This window comes from Phaeobacter sp. HS011 (assembly GCF_018101215.1).
In the GTDB taxonomy this organism is placed as follows: domain Bacteria; phylum Pseudomonadota; class Alphaproteobacteria; order Rhodobacterales; family Rhodobacteraceae; genus Phaeobacter; species Phaeobacter inhibens.
The window spans coordinates 40,392-58,801 of record NZ_JAGEUF010000008.1 but is presented as its reverse complement, the minus strand read 5'-3'; the positions used below and the strand labels follow the sequence as shown (position 1 = coordinate 58,801).

The window sequence follows — 18,410 nt, the reverse complement described above, 5'->3', positions numbered from 1 at the left end:
GCGCTGAGAGGGAGAAACCCACGAGACTCCATGTGATTAACATGTGTATTAAAATCTGTCTACACAGCGGAATTATATCAATAGATACGATTGGTTGAGCGCCATTTTGCCCATCTGGGCAGGCGGCTGCCCTGTACGTGCCGTTTTTAGAAACACCCTCTTGGTGACGCCTGCACTGAAGATTTGCCTTTGTGCGCCGGGGCGGCGATAATTGGTCATGACCAAGAAGTTACCAAGCACAGACCGATCCTTGCCCATCGCGCTGCTGCGCGCTCGGGAGCGTGTGATGGGACCTATCCGCGCGCTGCTGAGCGACGCCGGTTTGACGGAGCAGCAGTGGCGTGTGCTGCGTGTTGTTCAGGAAACCGGAGGTATCGACCCTACGCAGATTTCTGAACGGGCCTGCCTTCTGCTGCCAAGTTTGACACGCATCTTGCAGAAGCTTGAGGACAAGGGGCTGATCCAGCGTACGAAGGATCAGATAGACCGCCGCCGCCAGATCGTGAGCATTACCTCGGCGGGGGCGCAGGTCATTGACGATAATCTTGAGGCCAGCCTTGCCGTGATTGCGCGCACTCGTACCCAAATGGGGGAGGATCGCTACGAGGCGTTGCTGGATTTGTTGAACGAGCTGCATCAACTGGACGAATAGGGGCGCAGGTCTACTGCGGGGACAGCAGCATGATTTGGACATCGGCTACATTGGTGCCGGTTCCACCCGTTATAAGGAGATCTCCCGCCAGCTTCAGCGCAGCGTTGCTGTCGTTGTTTCTGAGGAGGGCATCGGGGTTGCCACCGTTGTCACTGATACGCTGCCAGGTTCCGCTATCGACAACACCGCCTGCTGCATCTGTCGGACCGTCACGCCCATCGGTGCCTGCGGATAGGAAGGTCCAATGCTCTTTGAGGGCGCGACGCCCCAGGCGGGCGATATGTAATGCAAGCTCTTGGTTCCGTCCGCCACGGCCACTGCCGGTCAGCTGTACAGTGGTTTCTCCGCCAAAAATCAGAGCAGTAGGGCGACCGGTCTCCTGTTCTTTGGTTGCGGCGAGAATTTCTGTTGCTGCCACCTCGACATCACCGATAAGTGCATCGTTGACGATATGTGCCGACCAGCCGTCGCGTGTTGCCTGATCGCGCACAGCACCCAGGCTATGGCGGTTCGACCCGATCAGATGGGCTGACATCACGTTGGAAGCCGCGGGCGATTGCTGCGGGTCCTCCGGTGTTGTCAGATGGGTTTGAACCGCGTGAGGCAACCCCTCCCACAGATTATGAGACAGAAGACAGTCGCGCGCCATTGCCCGCGAGCCCAATGGTGCCACTGTGGGGCCTGAGGCGATGGCTCTTAGATCATCGCCGATGACATCCGAGAGGATATAGCTGAACACCTGCGCGGGCTGCGCCGCACGCAACAGGCCGCCGCCCTTCAGCTCCGACAGCTGCTGGCGGATCAGGTTCATCTGGGTGATGTCGACACCGGCTCCGAGCAGCAGATCCGTCACAGCGGTTTTGTCAGCAAGCGTGAGACCTCCCGCAGGCGCTACCGCCAGAGCGGAGCCACCGCCTGATATCAGCGCGACTACCCTGTCCTTAGCGTTCAGATTGCTGAGTGCTGAGCGCAGGGCGTCCCCCGCGGCCAGACTCATGTGGTGCGGGACGGGGTGGTTGCCTGCCAGAACTTCAACATCTGACAGATCAGCAACATTCTCTGGATTGGTCACAGCAATTGCGCGGTCCGGGGGCGGCAGAATCGCCATAGCTTGCCGGATCATAGGAACGGCGGCTTTCCCAAGCGCGACAAGGATCAGGCGCCCACCCGGTTGCGGCAGGGGGGGCGGGTGTTGTCGCAGGCTTTCGGCCAGTGCCGCGGCAGGATTGGCGCGGGCAACCGCCGCTGCGAAGAACCTGCGGGCAGTACTGCGCAGATCAGTCATCCTGGCGGCCTGGAATGAGCGTCGGCCTATGGCGCAGCTGCCTGCGCGGCCCCTGTGGGGTGATGGTGTCCAGCGACAGCGTATGATCCATGTTGCGCATGCGATGGCGCAACATCTGTCGCGTCAGCCGGGCCAAATCACCTTGATAGTCCGGGTGCTCCGCGACATTGACGGCCTCGCCCAAATCGTCGTGATCAAACAGAAGTGGCGGCAAATCGGCGGCGAACTCCACCAGTGTGAATCGCGCATCGCGCAGAATCGCAAGACAGGAACAGCTCGCATCCGTGCCCAGGTGCTGCTGCCAGATGTTGGGGCGCTCCGGTTCGGCGAAATCCAGTTCCGAATAGCTGTAGCTGCGCCAGTTGTCTGGAGTGTTTCCGGCAAGCAGCGGTAGCAGGGAGCGCCCGTCCATTGCGTTCGGAATAGGCTGGCCCACCCAGTCCAAGATGGTCGGTGCAAGGTCGACGGATTCGGTGATGTCGTGCACCACAGCCCCGGCGCGTGCTGCGTTGTCAGGTTGGCGAATGATCAGCGGCGTGTGATAGGCCGCCTCATAGACCGAGAATTTCCCCCAGCTGTGCCGGTCGCCAAGCATTTCCCCATGATCTGCGCTGAGCACCACAAGCGTATCCTCCAGCTGACCGCTATCGCGGAGATACGCCATAACCCGACCGATATGGGCGTCGACCTCGCTGGCAAGGCCCAGATAGATCGACCGAAGCGTTTGGATCACCTCGTCACTAGGTTCTAGATCGGGGAACCCCTCGACAAAGGATGCAGGCGAGGAGGCACGGGTGGCTGGATCAAAAAACGGATGGACTGCACGCTCGTCCTCAACAGTGGCAAGACGTTGCGGCAGGGGCAGGGACGTAGGATCATACATCCGGTTGTAGGGTGCTGGCGCCACGAGAGGCGGATGCGGGCGTATATAGGTCAGATGCGCGAACCAATTCTGGTTACTGTATCCGGGCAGGGTTGCCAGAAATCGGTCGGTCAGGAATGCGGTGTCACTGTCCTCAGCTCGATACAGGGCCGGATCGTTGAGACGCGGGGCATCCCCGGTTGGAGATACCGGTTTGTAGATGTCCCAGTAGCGGTCGAATGTGTAACCTTTGTTCAGAAGATGTGCGCGCCATGGGTGCGACATTTCCATCCGCATCTCCAGCATCTCATGAAACCCGCTCATCGGGTATTCGTATGTTTGCATCGCCGGGTCATTGGGGTGATATACGCGGGGATCATGCGACGTGTCAGTGTACCCAAACAGCATTGGCAGATAGCCTGCCTTGCGCATCTCCGTGGCGAGGTTCGGTGTATCATGCCGCAAGGGGGTGCCATTGCGAACGGAGCGGTGGTTCATCGCATACTGGCCGGTCAGGATAGATGCGCGCGACGGCCCGCAGGGGTTCACGACGGTGTAGTTCTTCTGAAAGGTGACGGCATCCCCCATCAGGGCGCGAAGATTGGGCAACGCCACATGCTCCGCTAAGGCACCAAACAGGCAGTCGGCCCGCATCTGGTCAATCAGGATGAACAGGACATTCCTGCGCTGATCTGAACATGGGCTCATAGAGATCTTCCTCACGGTAATTGACGCCAGATAAGCCCGAAATCGCCTTCATGGCAAAGAGTTTCCCGGCTCAATACGGTCAGAATTGACCGATAATGTGGGTTTTTGTGTTTTCTCGTTTGATTTTTTTGATTGAGTTGTGGTTCACTGGCCGCCTATTCAACACTCCTGCACTGAGGTCACCGGGTGCCAGCAGACCAGAAAATGTCCCATCGCGAACTCGAACTGCTAGAGGCTCTGCGCCGTCTGGGCGGTTCAGCGCGCAGTGGAGAACTGGCCAAGGTACTGGGTGTTTCGGAAGAAACTGTGCGGCGCACGATCAAGGCGTTGGCCAAGCAGGGGTTGGTACAACGGGTCCATGGTGGCGCCTATCTGAGTGGACCGGATACCGCGGATAGTTTCTATCGGCGGATCTCCAAATATACCGAAGAAAAGCAGAGCATCGCCGCCGGAGTTCTACCGCAGATCACAGACGGGATGGCGATTTTTCTTGATGTGGGATCCACCACTGCGTTCGTCGCAAAGGAACTGCGTTGCCGAGCCAATCTGACAGTGGTGACCAATTCCATTGGCGTTGCGCAGACGCTGGCCAATCACAACGGCAACAGGGTGCATTTCCTTGGCGGAGAAATCCAGAGCAACGAACGTGGCACGTTTGGTCATGTTGCCGAACAGCAGGTACGCGCATTTGCATTGGATCTGGCGGTGTTGTCGGCTGATGCATTTTCTGCCAAACACGGCGCCCTCTACCACAGTGCGACGGAGGCCCAACTCGCGGCGGTGGTTGCGCAGGCCGCCGAACGGACGCTGTTGATATTGGCCCACCCGAAGTTCGATGACATGGCGCCGCACCGGGGGCCACAACCGGAGATGCTGGACCTGCTGATGACCGATGTTTTGCCCGGCCGGAAGTATCGCCGTGCGTTGGAGAGCTGGGGGATTGGCCTTGAGTTGGCGCCGACACAGGGTGCTGAAGCGGCGAGCGAGGTGAAGGCAAAGAAACGGGCCTCTTTGCTGGAGTGAGCCGTGGGTGCAGTTGCGTAGACGGATCTCCGTTAGGCGCCAAAATAAAGATCGGCAGCCGTTAGAAACTGCCCGACAGAAGGAAAAGACACGAGCCTATGGCCATATTGAGCTTTCTTACCAGCCTCGCCGGTGCTGTCATGCTGCTTCTTTTTGCGGTGCGTATGGTGCGCACCGGCATTGAACGCAGCTATGGGGCTACGTTTCAGCGTCTCTTGACCGAACAGCGCAGCCTCGTGCAGGCTAGTTTCGTCGGCGTTGGCATGGCCATCGTGCTGCAAAGTTCTGCGGCGGTTGCCTTGCTGACGTCAGGATTCGCGGCTGGGGGAATGCTGTCCTTTGCCTCCGGATTGGCGATTGTGCTGGGCGGGGATCTGGGGTCCGCGCTGATCATTCAGCTCCTGTCGTTCCGTCTGGACTGGTTGGTGCCGGTACTGCTGGCGGTTGGTGGCTATCTCTTCGTCAAGGTCGAGGCGAAAAAAGCCCGCCAGATGGGGCGCATCCTGATGGGGATCGCGTTCATCCTGATTTCGTTGCGTTTTCTGCGTGAGGCGATGGATCCGATCCGCGAAAGTGCATTCCTGCCCGCGATCGCAGAATACCTGGCGCGTGATTACATCACCGCGTTCCTTGTCGGTGCCGCACTGGCCTTTGTTATGCACTCATCAGTGGCGGCTATTTTGATGTGTGTCACGTTGGTGCAGATCGATGCGATCCCTTTTGCGGCTGGCTTGTCTTTGGTGCTGGGCGCGAATTTCGGCTCTGCGTTTATTCCGGTCTGGCTGAGCAGAGGGATGCCAGCGCCAGGGCGGCGAATACCGCTGGCCAATCTGGGGCTGCGCGGCACCTGGGCCGTGCTGTGCCTGTTTGGTGTCAATATGGCGTTGCGAGCCGGTGTTCTGGGCGCGCCTGAGGGCGGGCAGACGCTGGTCTATGCGCATTTGTTGTTCAACACATCGCTGCTGATATTGGCGCTGCCGTTTTGCGGTATGCTGCACGGCGTGCTGACAGGTCTGGTACCGAATCCGGCGACGCCGCAGGATGCAGCGCACGGGATGCCCGTCAGTGTGCTGAATACGGACGATTATCGGCAGCCCAATCAGGCGATCAGCAGTCTCAAACGGGAACTGTTGCGAATGTCGGATCTGGTTAGCGCCATGTTTCGACCTGTTCCGGATCTGTACCAACATGGTGACCGTACGCAGATCAGGGCGGTGCAGGCGCTGGACCGGGAGGTGAACAATTGCCTGTCAGGTATCCGGAGTTATGTGGCGGGCATGCCGAGCGAGGCGTTTGGCAAGGAAAACGCAAAAGTGGCCCGCGACTTGGTGGAATATGCCATCCGGCTGGAGACGGCGGGAGATGTGGTGGACGAACGTCTCGCCACCCTTGCGACCTCAATGCACAAGAAGGGCGTGCGGTTTTCGAAGGAAGGTTGGGCCGAGATCACCCGTATGCACGAGGTCATTGTCGCCAATATGCAGCTGGCCTCTAATGTGCTGATCTCGGACGATCTGGAAAGCGCACGTCTGCTGAGCCTTGAGAAGACGGAGGTGAAGCGCATGGAACGTGACAGCCGCAAGCGCCATCTGCGTAGGCTCCAGAGAGGGGCTGCGGAGAGCTTCGAGAGTTCCGATATCCATCTTGAGACCCTGCGCGCGCTGCGGGAATTTAACAGTCATATTGCAGCCATCGCCTATCCGATCCTCTATCGGAACGGGCAGTTGCTGGAGACGCGCCTGATCCAGGATATGCCTGCCGAGGAAATGGACTGATGCCTTCCAGTGGCGCCCTGCCAGATCTGAAAGCCTGACATGACTCCATTTGTGATTGCCATCATCCTGTCGGCTGCATTGCTGCATGCGATCTGGAACGCCATCGTCAAGACCGCAACAGATCGAACCACGACGTTGGGGTTGGTGGCGCTGGGGCATGTTCTTCCCGGCGCGGTCATGGTGGCGTCGCTGCCTTTGCCTGCGGTGGCGAGCCTGCCCTATATTGGCCTCTCGACCGTCGTGCATTTCGGATATTTTTACATGCTGGGGCGTGCCTATCAGCATGGTGATCTGAGCGTGGTCTACCCGATTGCGCGCGGAATCGTGCCTGCTCTTGTTTCACTCTGGGCGATGATTTTCGTTGGGGAAATGCTGCCCCTACAGGCTTGGTTCGGGATTGCGCTTATTGCTTTGGGGATCCAGCTGAGCAGTTGGAAAGCGCTGCGATCCGGTGTCGGGCGGGGGGCGTTATGGTACGCGCTGGGTACCGGGTTTTGCATTTCGGTATACTCGCTGGTTGATGGTATCGGTGTACGGCTGTCGGGGAATACCGTCAGCTACTGGGCCTGGGGTGCCTTTCTGCACATCTTTGTCGCGGTGTTTGTCATCTTGCGAAAGCGAGAGACATTGCCCGGATTGCCGCTCAGAGTTTGGGCGTTGGGAATCGCGGGTGGTCTGGTGTCGATGTGCGCGTATGGGCTGGTGTTGTTTGCGAAAAACTTCGCACCGCTTGGCGCGGTTTCTGCCCTGCGTGAAACATCGGTCATCTTCGCAGCGCTGATTGGCTTCCTGATCCTGAAGGAGGGCAATTGGCAGCGCCGCCTCGGGGCGGCTGTCCTGATGGCAGTCGGGGTTGCGCTTATCGGTATGGCGGTTTGAGCGCCTCGGCGATTTTGTGAACGCTGCCACAGTGTTGCAGCGTTGACGTGAGGGGCCTCCGGGGCGCAGACTGATCCGTGTGAGACAATGTGAGAGTCGGCATCCCTGTCGAAAAGCGCATAAGCGCCTTGTTCTGATCGTTGACGGTGGAGAGCTGAAACTGGCCCCATAAATGTGCCTGCCCGACATCGTCTGGCCTTATCGAATTCTGAATCTGTCACTGTAGCAACAGGAGTGTGTTCCGCAGAGTTTCACCACCAAAAGCAAAAACAAAGAACCAACAGTTCCATAGGGAGAAAGACAAGATGACTGCAAAGTCCAAAGTAACCCGCCGTTCCATTCTGAAGGGAGCAGGCGCGGCAGCGCTGGCAGCACCGCTCTACTCCAAGAGCGCACTGGCATCCTCCGGTGAGATCAACATTCTAATGTGGTCGGATTATCTGCCGCCCGAGTTCATCGCCGGGTTTGAGGCCAAAACCGGGATCAAGGTGAATTATACGGGTATCGGGTCGAACGAAGAAATCATCAACAAGATGAAGGCAACGAAGGGTCAGGGTTTCGATATCGTTTCACCGACCAATAACCGATCCCTGCAGTGGGGGCCGCTGGAGCTGCTGAAGCCGTTCGACCTCAACAAAGTCAATATGGATGCGGTGAACCCGGCAATGGCCAAGATCGGTACGGATGCCTGGAACTTCGACGATGGTGGTGCGCATTGGTTGCCGCATATCTGGGGCACCGAGGGCATCGCCTATCGCACGGACAAATGGTTGCCTTCCGGGGACGCGCCATCCTACGGGGATGTTTGGAGTGAAGAAAACGCAGGCAAAACCATGGGCCGCGCACATTCGATGATGCTGGGCGCAGGTCTCTATATGGAAGCTTCCGGTGAAATGGAGCCGGGCTCAATCTGGGCGGCCTATGATGACGAAGAGACCATGCGTAAGGTTTGGGGGCAGGTCACTGATTGGTGCGTGGCGCGTAAAAACCGCATCAAGCTGATCTGGAATGATGCGGATTCTCAGAAAAACGGCCTGCTGAACGAAGGTGTTGTTGTTGGCCAGACCTGGGATGGACCGCCGCTGGCGCTGAAATCTGCAGGTGAACCGGTCCATTATCAGGCACCGGTTGAGGGGGCTATGGCTTGGGTCGACGGGATGTCGATGCCGGTCGGTGCCAAGAACGAAGAGCAGGTCTATGCCTTCATCGATTATGCTTACGAACAGGAACCTGCGGGCAAAGCCATCGACAGCCACGGCTACAACTCACCGGTGCTGAAGGCCGACGATTATTCCGGTGATATCTATAAGAAAAACTTCGCGGAAGCCTATCCGGGCAACAGTCTGGCCAATCTGAACCCATGGCCTGCCGAAGCTCCTTGGTATGCGGATGTGCGCACCGAATTCGTCAACAAGTTCAAAAGCGCCTGATTACCTGATCGCGCGATCATATCTGGCTCCCGTTTCATGCGGGGGCCAGCCACACGCCTGAGAGCGTAAATTCAACATATTATCAACCGGATGCTATCTGCATCGGCCGGGGGCTCGCCTCCGAACGGACGGTTGCACCGAGGGAGAGGCCACATGAGTGCTGGGGTAGGCGTAGATCTTGAGAATCTCTGGATCCGCTTTGGAGATTTCGTTGCTGTGCGCGACGCGAATGTCAAAATCAACGGAGGCGATTTCTTTTCGTTCCTAGGCCCGTCTGGCTGTGGCAAGACGACCATCTTACGTGCGGTGTCCGGTTTTCTGGAGCCAAGCGAAGGCAATGTTCTGATCGGCGGCAACAATATGCGCGGGATTGGCCCGAACAAGCGGCCAACGGCCCTGATTTTCCAGAATCTCGCATTGTTTCCGCTGATGAAGGTCTGGGAAAACATTACGTTTTCGATGGAGATCAAGGGGGCATCGGCCAAGGACAGACGCAAGCGTGCAGATGAGTTGCTGGATATGATTGCCCTGCCGGGGCAGGGCGACAAACTGCCCTCAGAGCTTTCCGGCGGTCAGCGTCAACGGGTGGCTATCGCGCGTGCGCTATGTGCCGAACCGGATGTTCTGTTGCTGGACGAGCCGCTTTCTGCGCTGGATCTGAAATTGCGTCAGCACATGCGGACGGAGCTGCGCGAGATCCAGCAGCGTGTCGGCATCACATTCATTTACATTACCCACGACCAAGGCGAGGCGCTGACCATGTCAGACAATATCGCCGTGATGCGCGCCGGGGTGATCGACCAGATCGGTAACGGTAAGGCGGTGTACAACGACCCTGCAACAGCCTTTGCTGCGTCTTTTGTCGGCGAAAACAACGTATTCCGGGGTAAGGTAAAGCGGGTAATGGGCAATGAAGCACTCATCGCGACCAACCGGTCCGGTGATCTGGTTGCACGGATTTCCTCCGCCAATCAGGGCAAGATGAAAGAGGGGGATGACGCGATGATGTTCATTCGCCCGGAGGCATTTGCCCTGGCACCACAGGGCGCTACTGGCGACCATGTGGTCAGCGCCAAGGTCAATCATGAGGAATTTGAGGGCAATGCCTTCAATATTTTCATGGAGGGCGACGGTGGCAAAGAGTTGAAGGTTTCAATCCCCAACCTTGGCCAGTCCTTTGAAGATCACACAGGCCAGACAATCACCCTGGAATACGAGACGCAGAACGCTGTCATCGTACCCGCCGGTGAACTGGCCGCAGAATAGGGAGGCCTGGACCATGCCAAGATTCCTGAGGGAATTCTTCAATCGCAACGGCTATGGGCTGGGCTCTCTGATGTTGGGGCTCGTCCTGTTCTGGACGATTGGTCTTATCATCCTGCCACAGCTGTCGATGCTCGATTTTTCATTCCGGCCGAACCTGCCGCCGCCAGAAATCGGCGGACCGAAAGACATCTATACGCTGGAGAACTACAAATATCTGGTTTTCGGTCCCGAGGGCGGCGGTCAGGACTACAATGCGGTTGATCTGCGTGTGTTCTTCCGCACGCTGGTCGCGGCAGTCTGTGTGACACTGTTCAACCTGATCCTGTGCTATCCGATTGCCTATTATCTGGCGCAGACGAAGGGCAACCATATTCGCATCTTCGCGTTGATGCTGATCATTCCCTATTGGATCAACGAAATTCTGCGCGCCTTTGCGCTGCGCATCATCTTCGGCGAAAGCGGGGTTTTGAACACCGCACTGGTCGGGATGGGAGTGTTTGACACACCGTTTGATTTCATCCGGAACGATATCGCGCTTTATGCAGGGCTTGGGTATGCCTACATCCTGCTGATGATTTTCCCGATCTACAACGTGATCGAGAGTCTGGACCGCAATCAGATTGAGGCGGCCCGTGACATGGGGGCCAGTTGGGCCAAGATCCATCAGCGCGTTGTCATCCCCTATGCCAAGCCTGGTATCAGCTCGGGTTGCACTATGGTCTTCATGTTGTCGGCGGGTGCTCTGGCGGCGCCGCAGATCCTGGGCGGACCGTCTTCCCTGTGGTTCACACAGCTGATCTACCAGCAGTTCAATGACAACTCCGACTGGCCGCAGGGTGCTGCCTATGCGGTGGTATTGCTTGTGACCTGTATCCTGTTGGTTCTGGCCGTCATGCGCCTGTTCAAGGTGAACATGGGAGATATCGGCAAATGAAAAACCTCTCCTTTCTGCGCCTGAGCGTCTGGTTCTATCTGGCGATCTTCTTCGCCTATCTGCTGGGGCCGCTGGTGATCATGTCGGTCACGGCTTTCAACTCACCTGGGTTTCCCCAGGCGACGCCATGGGAATGTCTGACGTTCGAGTGGTTTTCGGCTCTGTTCCAAGACGAACGTATTCTGAACGGGATCAAGAATTCGATCCTCGTCGGGGCGGGTACGGTTGTACTGTCGGTTGCGATGGGGCTAGCGGGCGCGCTGATGCTGACCCAGATCTGGCCAAAGTTGCGTGCCACCTATTACACGGTGATCATCGCGCCGATCCTGATACCGGGTGTGGTGATTGGTATCTCAACACTGGTGTTCTGGGATCGCATCAATCGCATGGTTGGGCTGGGGGCGGATAGTTTTCTGTCGAACGGTTTGTTCCTGACCATCATTGGTCAGTCCACCTTCATTGCCAGCTACTGCATGCTGGTGCTGGTGGCCCGTCTGCAGCGCTATGACATGGCGTTGAACGAGGCGGCGCTTGATTTGGGGGCCACTCATGCGCAGGCGTTCCGCAAGGTGCTGCTGCCGTTCATGAAGCCTGCAATTGCATCAGCGGCAGTTCTGGCTTTCCTTGCCAGCTTCGAGAACTATAACACCACCACCTTCACCTTCGGAGAGTATCCAACCCTCACCATCGAACTGGCGCAGAAGGTGCGCTACGGCATTACGCCGGCAATCTCTGCATTGGCATTTATTATTGTTGTGCTGACGGTTTTTGCCGCGCTGTTCAACGAGGCGACCATCCGTCGGCGCGAAATTTTCGCAGCTGCCCGCAAGGATGCCACGGTTGAGGAGTTGGAAAGCGGGCGCCTGCGTTTGCCCGGCTTCCTCAGCTCGAACTGGGCGGCCCTAGGGTTGGTTGGGGTGGCCTGTTTCACTATCGTGATTGTTGGCACTGCGACTGTTTATAGCCCGGCCCAATGTATCGCGGATGTCAAAGAGCAGAAGCGCCTGGAAACCGAGGTGCGTATTCAGGAACTGCGTCAGCGTCGCGCCGATGAAGCGGCCCGTAGGGCAGCGGAAGAGGCCGAAAGCGGTGGGTCTGAGGCCGGTGGTGCAACATCCGAGCCCACAACCAGCGGCGGGAACAACTCCGGCTTTGGCGGGGTCTTTGATCCCAACGCATTGGGTGGTGATGCCGCTACAAGCGAGGGCGAAGACGAAAGCAGCGCTCCAGCGCCCGCGACAGGCGGCAATTCCGCTTTCGGAGGGGCCTTCGACCCGAATGCGCTCTCCGGTGGTAGTACGTCAGACGGCAACTGATACGCCGCCGGTGCAAACAAAAAACCTGCCCAGGCCTCGTGCTTGGGCAGGTTTTTTATGTGCGATACCTTGGTCGGCTAGTGGTCAGTCACTCAGGTTTGGCGTTGGCGAATTTTGGCGGCTCGCCGATCGGTTAACCAGAGATCAGCTGAGGCGCGCCCGAGCGGCCACCGTGGGTCGGACAGGAGCCTGAACAGACCCAAATCGGCGGAGCTTGTGCCAACCTGTCAGCCGCCCGGTCAGGATCCGCCACAGCGAACGGTAGACATTTATGATCAGAAGCTGGCGGTAGATGAGCCTGTTCAGCAGCAGCAACAACACCATGGACCGAGGCATGGTTGGCTCTGACCGCACAGCATAGTCTGCCATGATCATTTCCAGCAGCGGCAACGCCAAGAAGATAGACAGCACGGCATAATCGCGAACCGTGAAGGCATCAAAGGTGGTGCCATCAAAACCGGAGACAAACCGCACCAGCATGAGCACCAGCAATAGGTCGATGATCGGGCCAAGCAGAGGCATGATCACCCCAAAGATAACGAGATCGGTGAGCCCGACCAACCCGACTGCGTGCCCCTTCCGGATAGTGCTGCGGTGCTTCCATGCGGATTGCAGAATACCGATGGACCAGCGCATCCTCTGCTTCATCAGGGTGCCAACAGAGGCTGGCGCTTCGGTGTAGGCATAGGCACGCTCGGCCGCGCGAACCTCATAGCCCTGTTCCAGAAGGGAGATCGTCAGATCTGTGTCCTCGGCTAAAGTCTGGCTGGAGTAATAGCCGCATTTGCGCACCGCCTCAGTCCGCCAGGCACCAAAGGCGCCAGGGACCACCATGATCGCATTGATCGTCTCATAGGCGCGACGATCAATGTTCTGAGCAACGGTGTATTCCAGTTTTTCCAGCTTGGTTAGCAGGTTGTTTGAATTGCCGACCATGATCTTGCCGGCGACGGCGCCGACCTTGGGGTTGCGCAGGGGCTGCATCAGACGGCGGATCGCATCCGGTGCGACGATGGTATCGGCGTCGATCGCGACGACATAGTCAGTTGTCACATGCGAGAAGGCAAGATTAGCGGCCTTCCACTTGCCTCCATTGGGTTGGCGCAGGATCTGGACGTTTGGATTGTCTTTGTAGGTCTTGGTCACCAGCCCATGCGTGTCGTCAGTTGATCCGTCATCAACCACCAGCACCGAAAGATTTGGGTAGTCTGATTCCAGCACGCTATAGATTGTCTTCAGAATGCTCTTCTCTTCGTTGTAGGCGGGGATCACAACCGTGACCGGGGCGGAGAAATCACCCGTGCGATGGCGCAGGTCTGCACGGTCGGCCCGGCGGGACCGGATCGCCATAACAAACAAAACAAGAGCGCGAATGACACCGAGCAGCACTGCGAAGGGCACCAGGAAGGCCACCCATGTTGCGCTATTCCCGAAACCGGTGAAGGCAAGCGCCTCAAACGGTTCGAGACTGGCCGCCTGTCGGGTTTCATAGGGGCTGCCGACCCCCGCCATGGCCTCTTTCAGTGTCAGAAACTGATAGCCGCGCGCCTTCAGCTCAGGGATCAGCAGACGTAGGGCGCTGATCGTGTTACTGCGGGCGCCACCGCCGTCATGCAGCAGCAGGACCTGACCGCTGCCATCCAGTGCGTCCAGCGTGTAGTCGACCAGTTGCTTGGGAGTGAGGCTGCGCCAGTCAGGTGGCACGATATCGGCACCCAGAAGGTGGTAGCGCTGGTCAATGATGGTCTTCAACCGACGCGCCAGATCCCCCTCAAGCGGGCCGGGTCCGCGCATGTAGGGCGCGCGAAACACCACAGGTGTTTGGCCTGTCAGCCAGGAGAAGATCCGGGACTGCAACGCCAGTTCAACCTGAACCCGTGCCGGAGAAGCTCGATCAAGCCGAGGGTGAGAAAAGGTGTGGAGGCCAAAATCGAACTCGGACCGGGCCAGCGCGTCAACGACATTCTTTTGCTCGAACATCTGATTGCCGACCATGAAGAAGGTTGCGGGCACCTTGGCGTCGTTCAGGATATCAAGGATATCCTGCGTGTGATCCTGGGCGGGTCCATCATCGAATGTAAGAAGGATAGATTTTTCCGGAAGGGTACCGTAGCGGTCCGCAATGACTGGCAGCGGCAAAGGATCGGTGACCGCATCGGTCACCATCAGAGTCTCGGCATCCCGCGTGACATGACGGCGGCCAAGGACCTCTTTTTGGGCGAACCGCAGGAAGGGCCCAGTGCCGCGATATGAGACGAAGCTGTTCAGATCAATGTCGCGTAGCGTGTCAAAAGCACTGTCCGAAAGAATGTCTTCTTTGGCGAGCAATGGCCAGATGGAGGGATCTTCCTGCCCCAAACCCCAAATTGCAACGCCGTCGATGCCGGCCTCCGCAATGCTCAGAAGCTGGCTGTAATGGCTCACGGCATCCAAATACCAGATCATGTTTCGCTCGCCGCGCGCATCCATGTAGGAAATCAGCCCGTGGCCTTTCTCAGGCGCATAGCCTGCAAAGGCCCCGTATTGATCCGCCTGAGACATCGCATCTGCGTAGCTGATGAATTCGGGCGCAGGCGCACCAGTTGTCCAGTGCACTCCGCCAGCCGCCATTCCAATCACCAGTTTTTCCTTGGGAATGGTGCTGCGCGCGCGTTCCAGAACGGTCTGGAACCAATCCAGAGGGGCCGGTGACTCTTCATATATTCCAAGACGATAGCTGTTTTGAACCGCAGGTAGAATGACCCGGTCAGGTAAAGCGGCCCCGTAGGAAAGGGTCTCAATCTGATCGGGGGCAATGACAGCGCAGGACTCGAGGCTCTTGGCTGCGAAATCATCTCGCACGCCATCCAGATGGGTCAGCGCCTTCTGCAGGTTCTGTGCCTCCAACCGGCGCATATCAAAACACAGGCCGGACCACCCGTGCCGTGTTGCGAGATCTGCGGCCTTGGACCAGTGGCGGCTGCCGTCTTCCTCAAGCGCGGTGGCCTGAACATGCATCAGCGGTTGAATGGGGTGATCGCCAAATGGATTGGTTCGCACAATGTAAGGCGTGCCAAAATCCTGATTGCCGGATTGCAGCCAGTCGATCCCCTCGTCACTGATGATCAACCACTCTGGAACAAACACATTAATCGTGTCGCAGGTCCGTTGAACGGAGTTGGACACGTCTTCCAGATCGGCTGTCACGAAGGCATATAGCGTTGAAGGATTGTTGCTGGCGCTGCGGGCTGCGGATGTATGTGTTTGGCAGGCATTTTTCGCCGCCGTTGCGACGCTCGGGCCATCGCTGTCCAGCTTGTCATAGCCACCATCACCCTCAAGACTGTCGCTTTGCGGCAGGAACCGGCGCCAGTCCGAATTGACTGTATCTGTCGGCGCATTGTTCTGAAACAATGAGCGGGCCAGTTTAAACTCAGTGATGACACTCTGTGTGACTGCGATGATCATGGCCGCAGCCAGAGCCAATCCCAACACAAAAAACAAGGCGGCAAGAAACGGGCGAGTTGCCGTACCTGCCTTGAAAATCTGCCTTTGGGCGTCGGTGGAACTGGTCATCTCTGCCGGTAAGATTTCGGTCGGAAATGTCTTGTGCACACGGGCCTGGGGCGCAGATGGTTTTGATCTGCGTTTCCTTGCCTCTGGCGCCGTCCGATTTTTAGTCGTCGTATGCATCACTTGCCAACCCGTTCAAATAACGTGTTACTTTTTCATTCACTCGTTTGGGGGGCAGGCGATTTTCGCCAGATTGACTTTCGCGCGAACCATTTCGTTTCCGCGTCCGCTAATTAAGTTTTTAACAAAGTCCTAATGATAATTCAAGATGGGCATCGCGGATCGTTCAAGTTATGGTAAACACCGCCGGAACCAGAAAGTTGGACAAGCTAATGTCGTGGAAACGCCGTGAGTTTCTGGGTTTGGCCTCAGGTGGCCTGCTAAGCACGACCTGGCCGGCCCTGGCGCAGCCTCAGCAGGCCGAGGGGATACGTGCGTTTTCCATATTGCTGACCGGCGTACATCCGTCGCTGCCAGTAAATGCGCTTGGCTCTTTGATTTTTGCATTTCTATCGCAGGGGGTTGCACTCTCCGTTGAAGTCGCATTCGAAGACTTCGCCAAACACACACCGGATAGGACCCATCCGCTGCTGGCGATGCTAAGCGATACCGCCTCCCAAAACCGCACATTTGTCGAGATAGTTCCTGCGTCGCGCAATCTGATGCGGCAGACAGGATATTTTAAGGCGCGTAGCCTTTGGGGGCTGCGCTCGCAAATTGATCAACAGCTGCCCGGCGCTATGGCTGCTGCTGCTCAGCCAGCGCATTTTTCGACGGTGTCGACCAATGAGCTTGAGGGCGAGTTGCGGCAGGACGGTTTGCGGACCGGGGGGTGCACGACCGTGATCTATGATGCGGTTGAGGCGGCTGAGCGCGAGGCGTTGCTTGGTCCTGCCGCAGTATTGATGTTGCCACTGAAGGCGCGCTTAGATCTGAGGTCCGCGCAAGAGAAGATGACATCAGGGCTGTTTTCCAAATTGGGGGATGGGACTGTTCTTGCGGTGGATGTTGCAGAGCTGCCGATTGACCCGGCCCGCGCTTATGAGGTTGGTCAGCGTATTGCCGCGAGCGTCAATCGCGCGCGGCTATCAGGGTATCTTTTGTCTGTTTTGCCGCGTGAAATCTACAAACGGTGCTGCGCGTTCTTGCCGAATCACTCCAGACACTATGTCATTTTGCCGGAGTTTCCGGGCAGTGCTGAGGGGTACAATGGGCTGCTGGATCAGGCGCGGACCCGATTGGGCACAGACTGTGTGACCTTGGTGCGCGGTGGAGAACGTCGAGCCGACGGCGCATTCTTGGTCGAAACTCGTGATGGCGAGCAGCATCGGCTTGGGGCACCAGGGCTGGGGCCTGACGGGGAGCCAATCGAAGGTCCGATTTTTCTTGCAGACGATGTGGCCCCACAACGTGGCGATGTGCGTCATCCAGATGCAGTGTTTGTCCACAAGGCTCAAACGGTCAGTCGGCTTTCTGCGAAAGTACCGGCCGCAAACGGTATCTGCCTCAACTATCCTACAGGAATAGTTGATCCAGCTCATGAGCTTCTGCTTGAAGCACGAGATACGCTACGTGACAGCAGTCTGTCGCCAGAGGCACCTGTTTTCGATGCCGCTATGATGGCTGATGCCGAGTTGGCCTATAGCTACCTCGAACAGGCAGAAATGAACGCTACCGGATTGGCATTGACGGTTAGAAAGCAGATCAACGGCAAGTCATTCAACAACTCCGAGATCACGATGTGGGATGTCGGGAGTCTGATCCTTGGCTTGTTGGCAGCGGTTGAGCTGGAGCTGGCACCGGCTGACAGAATCTATCGCCGCATCAAGAAGATCATGGCATCGCTTCCGGTTATTCAGGATGGTGACGCGGCATATCCGCCGACGCTGATCAATGTTCGGGATGCATCAATTGAAAGGCGAGGGTTCGATGCCTGTGATTTCGCACGGCTTACCAGCGCAGTTACCCGGGCTGCGCAACATACCGCGCTTGCGGACGCCAGTTCGCAGCTGATGGGTAAATGGCAGATTGCGGGTTTGATGCAGGGTGGTGTCCTTAACAATATCCTCAAGACACGTATCCAATCATCTTATCTGTCGCATTGTGCGCACTACCAGACCCGGGTTCTACCAGCTCTGGGCCAGTCGGAAACCCGCTCACCCTACCGGGAGGCGTTTGCCGGAGAAACGGTTGCAGATAGAACGGTCAACTTGCTCTATACGGTTGATAAAATTGGCATCCTGCCGACTGAGCCGCTGTTGCTCGAATATGTGGAACTGGGACCATCTGCGGAATGCGCCGTACTAACGGATGTCTTTCTGGGCGCGATGAAGCACCACTTTGATCAAACCGGTCAATTGCTCGCGCCATCTGAGACGCCAATCGATACGGCGCCTTGGTTTGTCTACCAAGGCTTCGATCTGGGCCACGAAACACGTTGGAACGTCAGCTACAGGAAAGGGCGCGAGGTAGTGTTCGAACCGGTTGCCAGCAGCCCTTATGGCATTTTCTCAACCAAGGCAGCGTATCTTTGGTACGCGGTCAGACCCTGCAGGCACACTCGTAAAATGCTGGACATGGCACAAGAGCACGCCCGGATTGACGGTTTTGGAATGAGCAGTGGATTGTTCCTTGATGGGTATGCCCAAATGAAAAACCATGCCGACCTCAACACAAACGGGATCGTCTTGCAGGCGCTGGCGCATCTGAAGCGTCGCACTCGCTAGAG

Annotated in this window: 12 protein-coding genes; 9 read left to right on the top strand and 3 right to left on the bottom strand. The window is 57.4% G+C overall.

What is annotated here, in order from left to right; all coding sequences use genetic code 11:
* Positions 1 to 217 precede the first annotated feature (217 nt).
* On the top strand, positions 218 to 652 hold the full coding sequence (hpaR, locus tag J4721_RS15755; RefSeq protein WP_014873283.1) for a homoprotocatechuate degradation operon regulator HpaR: 435 nt from the start codon (positions 218 to 220) through the stop codon (positions 650 to 652).
* Between the two features lie 10 nt (positions 653 to 662).
* Here the strand turns inward: hpaR and J4721_RS15750 are convergent, their stop codons facing one another.
* Both J4721_RS15750 and J4721_RS15745 read right to left on the bottom strand, forming a co-directional pair.
* The gene (locus J4721_RS15750; RefSeq protein ID WP_211003087.1) at positions 663 to 1,937 is read right to left on the bottom strand and encodes a glycerate kinase; all 1,275 of its coding nucleotides are present in this window, start codon (positions 1,935 to 1,937) and stop codon (positions 663 to 665) included.
* Positions 1,930 to 3,507, bottom strand: a complete 1,578-nt coding sequence (locus J4721_RS15745) for a sulfatase-like hydrolase/transferase (protein WP_211003086.1) — start codon at positions 3,505 to 3,507, stop codon at positions 1,930 to 1,932. Before J4721_RS15745 ends, J4721_RS15750 begins: the two co-directional genes overlap by 8 nt.
* Before the next feature lie 204 nt (positions 3,508 to 3,711).
* Between J4721_RS15745 and J4721_RS15740 the strand changes: the two genes are divergently transcribed.
* The 7 genes from J4721_RS15740 to J4721_RS15710 all read left to right on the top strand — a co-directional run bounded on the left by J4721_RS15740 (position 3,712) and on the right by J4721_RS15710 (position 12,130).
* Positions 3,712 to 4,530 (top strand): DeoR/GlpR family DNA-binding transcription regulator, encoded by an 819-nt coding sequence (locus J4721_RS15740; RefSeq protein WP_247656161.1) that lies wholly within the window; start codon positions 3,712 to 3,714, stop codon positions 4,528 to 4,530.
* A gap of 98 nt (positions 4,531 to 4,628) precedes the next feature.
* Positions 4,629 to 6,305: a Na/Pi cotransporter family protein gene (locus tag J4721_RS15735; RefSeq protein ID WP_076618541.1), complete on the top strand. Its 1,677-nt coding sequence runs from the start codon at positions 4,629 to 4,631 to the stop codon at positions 6,303 to 6,305.
* 39 nt (positions 6,306 to 6,344) lie between these two features.
* Entirely contained in the window at positions 6,345 to 7,184 is an 840-nt protein-coding gene (locus J4721_RS15730; RefSeq protein ID WP_014873288.1) for a DMT family transporter, read from the top strand.
* Between the two features lie 305 nt (positions 7,185 to 7,489).
* On the top strand, positions 7,490 to 8,614 hold the full coding sequence (locus J4721_RS15725; protein WP_014873289.1) for a PotD/PotF family extracellular solute-binding protein: 1,125 nt from the start codon (positions 7,490 to 7,492) through the stop codon (positions 8,612 to 8,614).
* A gap of 153 nt (positions 8,615 to 8,767) precedes the next feature.
* On the top strand, positions 8,768 to 9,880 hold the full coding sequence (locus J4721_RS15720; RefSeq protein ID WP_014873290.1) for an ABC transporter ATP-binding protein: 1,113 nt from the start codon (positions 8,768 to 8,770) through the stop codon (positions 9,878 to 9,880).
* A 13-nt stretch (positions 9,881 to 9,893) separates the two neighbouring features.
* Entirely contained in the window at positions 9,894 to 10,814 is a 921-nt protein-coding gene (locus J4721_RS15715) for an ABC transporter permease (protein ID WP_211003082.1), read from the top strand.
* The gene (locus tag J4721_RS15710) at positions 10,811 to 12,130 is read left to right on the top strand and encodes an ABC transporter permease (RefSeq protein WP_211003081.1); all 1,320 of its coding nucleotides are present in this window, start codon (positions 10,811 to 10,813) and stop codon (positions 12,128 to 12,130) included. Before J4721_RS15715 ends, J4721_RS15710 begins: the two co-directional genes overlap by 4 nt.
* 144 nt (positions 12,131 to 12,274) lie before the next feature.
* On the opposite strand, the gene J4721_RS15705 is transcribed toward J4721_RS15710, so the two are convergent.
* Positions 12,275 to 15,685 carry a glycosyltransferase gene (locus tag J4721_RS15705; protein WP_247656160.1) on the bottom strand — a complete coding sequence of 1,137 codons (3,411 nt, stop codon included), beginning with the start codon at positions 15,683 to 15,685 and terminating at the stop codon, positions 12,275 to 12,277.
* A gap of 290 nt (positions 15,686 to 15,975) precedes the next feature.
* Here J4721_RS15705 and J4721_RS15700 point away from each other — a divergent pair, with 290 nt between their 5' ends.
* Entirely contained in the window at positions 15,976 to 18,408 is a 2,433-nt protein-coding gene (locus J4721_RS15700) for a DUF3131 domain-containing protein (protein ID WP_102886414.1), read from the top strand.
* Positions 18,409 to 18,410 lie beyond the last annotated feature (2 nt).

What these genes read in the sequence shown, in the direction of transcription:
- J4721_RS15730 (WP_014873288.1), top strand. Translation starts at nt 6,345, where the DNA reads ATGACTCCATTTGTGATTGCCATCATCCTGTCGGCTGCATTGCTGCAT.
- J4721_RS15710 (WP_211003081.1), top strand. Translation starts at nt 10,811, where the DNA reads ATGAAAAACCTCTCCTTTCTGCGCCTGAGCGTCTGGTTCTATCTGGCG.
- hpaR (WP_014873283.1), top strand. Translation starts at nt 218, where the DNA reads ATGACCAAGAAGTTACCAAGCACAGACCGATCCTTGCCCATCGCGCTG.
- J4721_RS15745 (WP_211003086.1), bottom strand. Translation starts at nt 3,507, where the DNA reads ATGAGCCCATGTTCAGATCAGCGCAGGAATGTCCTGTTCATCCTGATT.
- J4721_RS15720 (WP_014873290.1), top strand. Translation starts at nt 8,768, where the DNA reads ATGAGTGCTGGGGTAGGCGTAGATCTTGAGAATCTCTGGATCCGCTTT.
- J4721_RS15700 (WP_102886414.1), top strand. Translation starts at nt 15,976, where the DNA reads ATGGTAAACACCGCCGGAACCAGAAAGTTGGACAAGCTAATGTCGTGG.
- J4721_RS15750 (WP_211003087.1), bottom strand. Translation starts at nt 1,937, where the DNA reads ATGACTGATCTGCGCAGTACTGCCCGCAGGTTCTTCGCAGCGGCGGTT.
- J4721_RS15705 (WP_247656160.1), bottom strand. Translation starts at nt 15,685, where the DNA reads ATGACCAGTTCCACCGACGCCCAAAGGCAGATTTTCAAGGCAGGTACG.
- J4721_RS15740 (WP_247656161.1), top strand. Translation starts at nt 3,712, where the DNA reads ATGTCCCATCGCGAACTCGAACTGCTAGAGGCTCTGCGCCGTCTGGGC.
- J4721_RS15725 (WP_014873289.1), top strand. Translation starts at nt 7,490, where the DNA reads ATGACTGCAAAGTCCAAAGTAACCCGCCGTTCCATTCTGAAGGGAGCA.
- J4721_RS15735 (WP_076618541.1), top strand. Translation starts at nt 4,629, where the DNA reads ATGGCCATATTGAGCTTTCTTACCAGCCTCGCCGGTGCTGTCATGCTG.
- J4721_RS15715 (WP_211003082.1), top strand. Translation starts at nt 9,894, where the DNA reads ATGCCAAGATTCCTGAGGGAATTCTTCAATCGCAACGGCTATGGGCTG.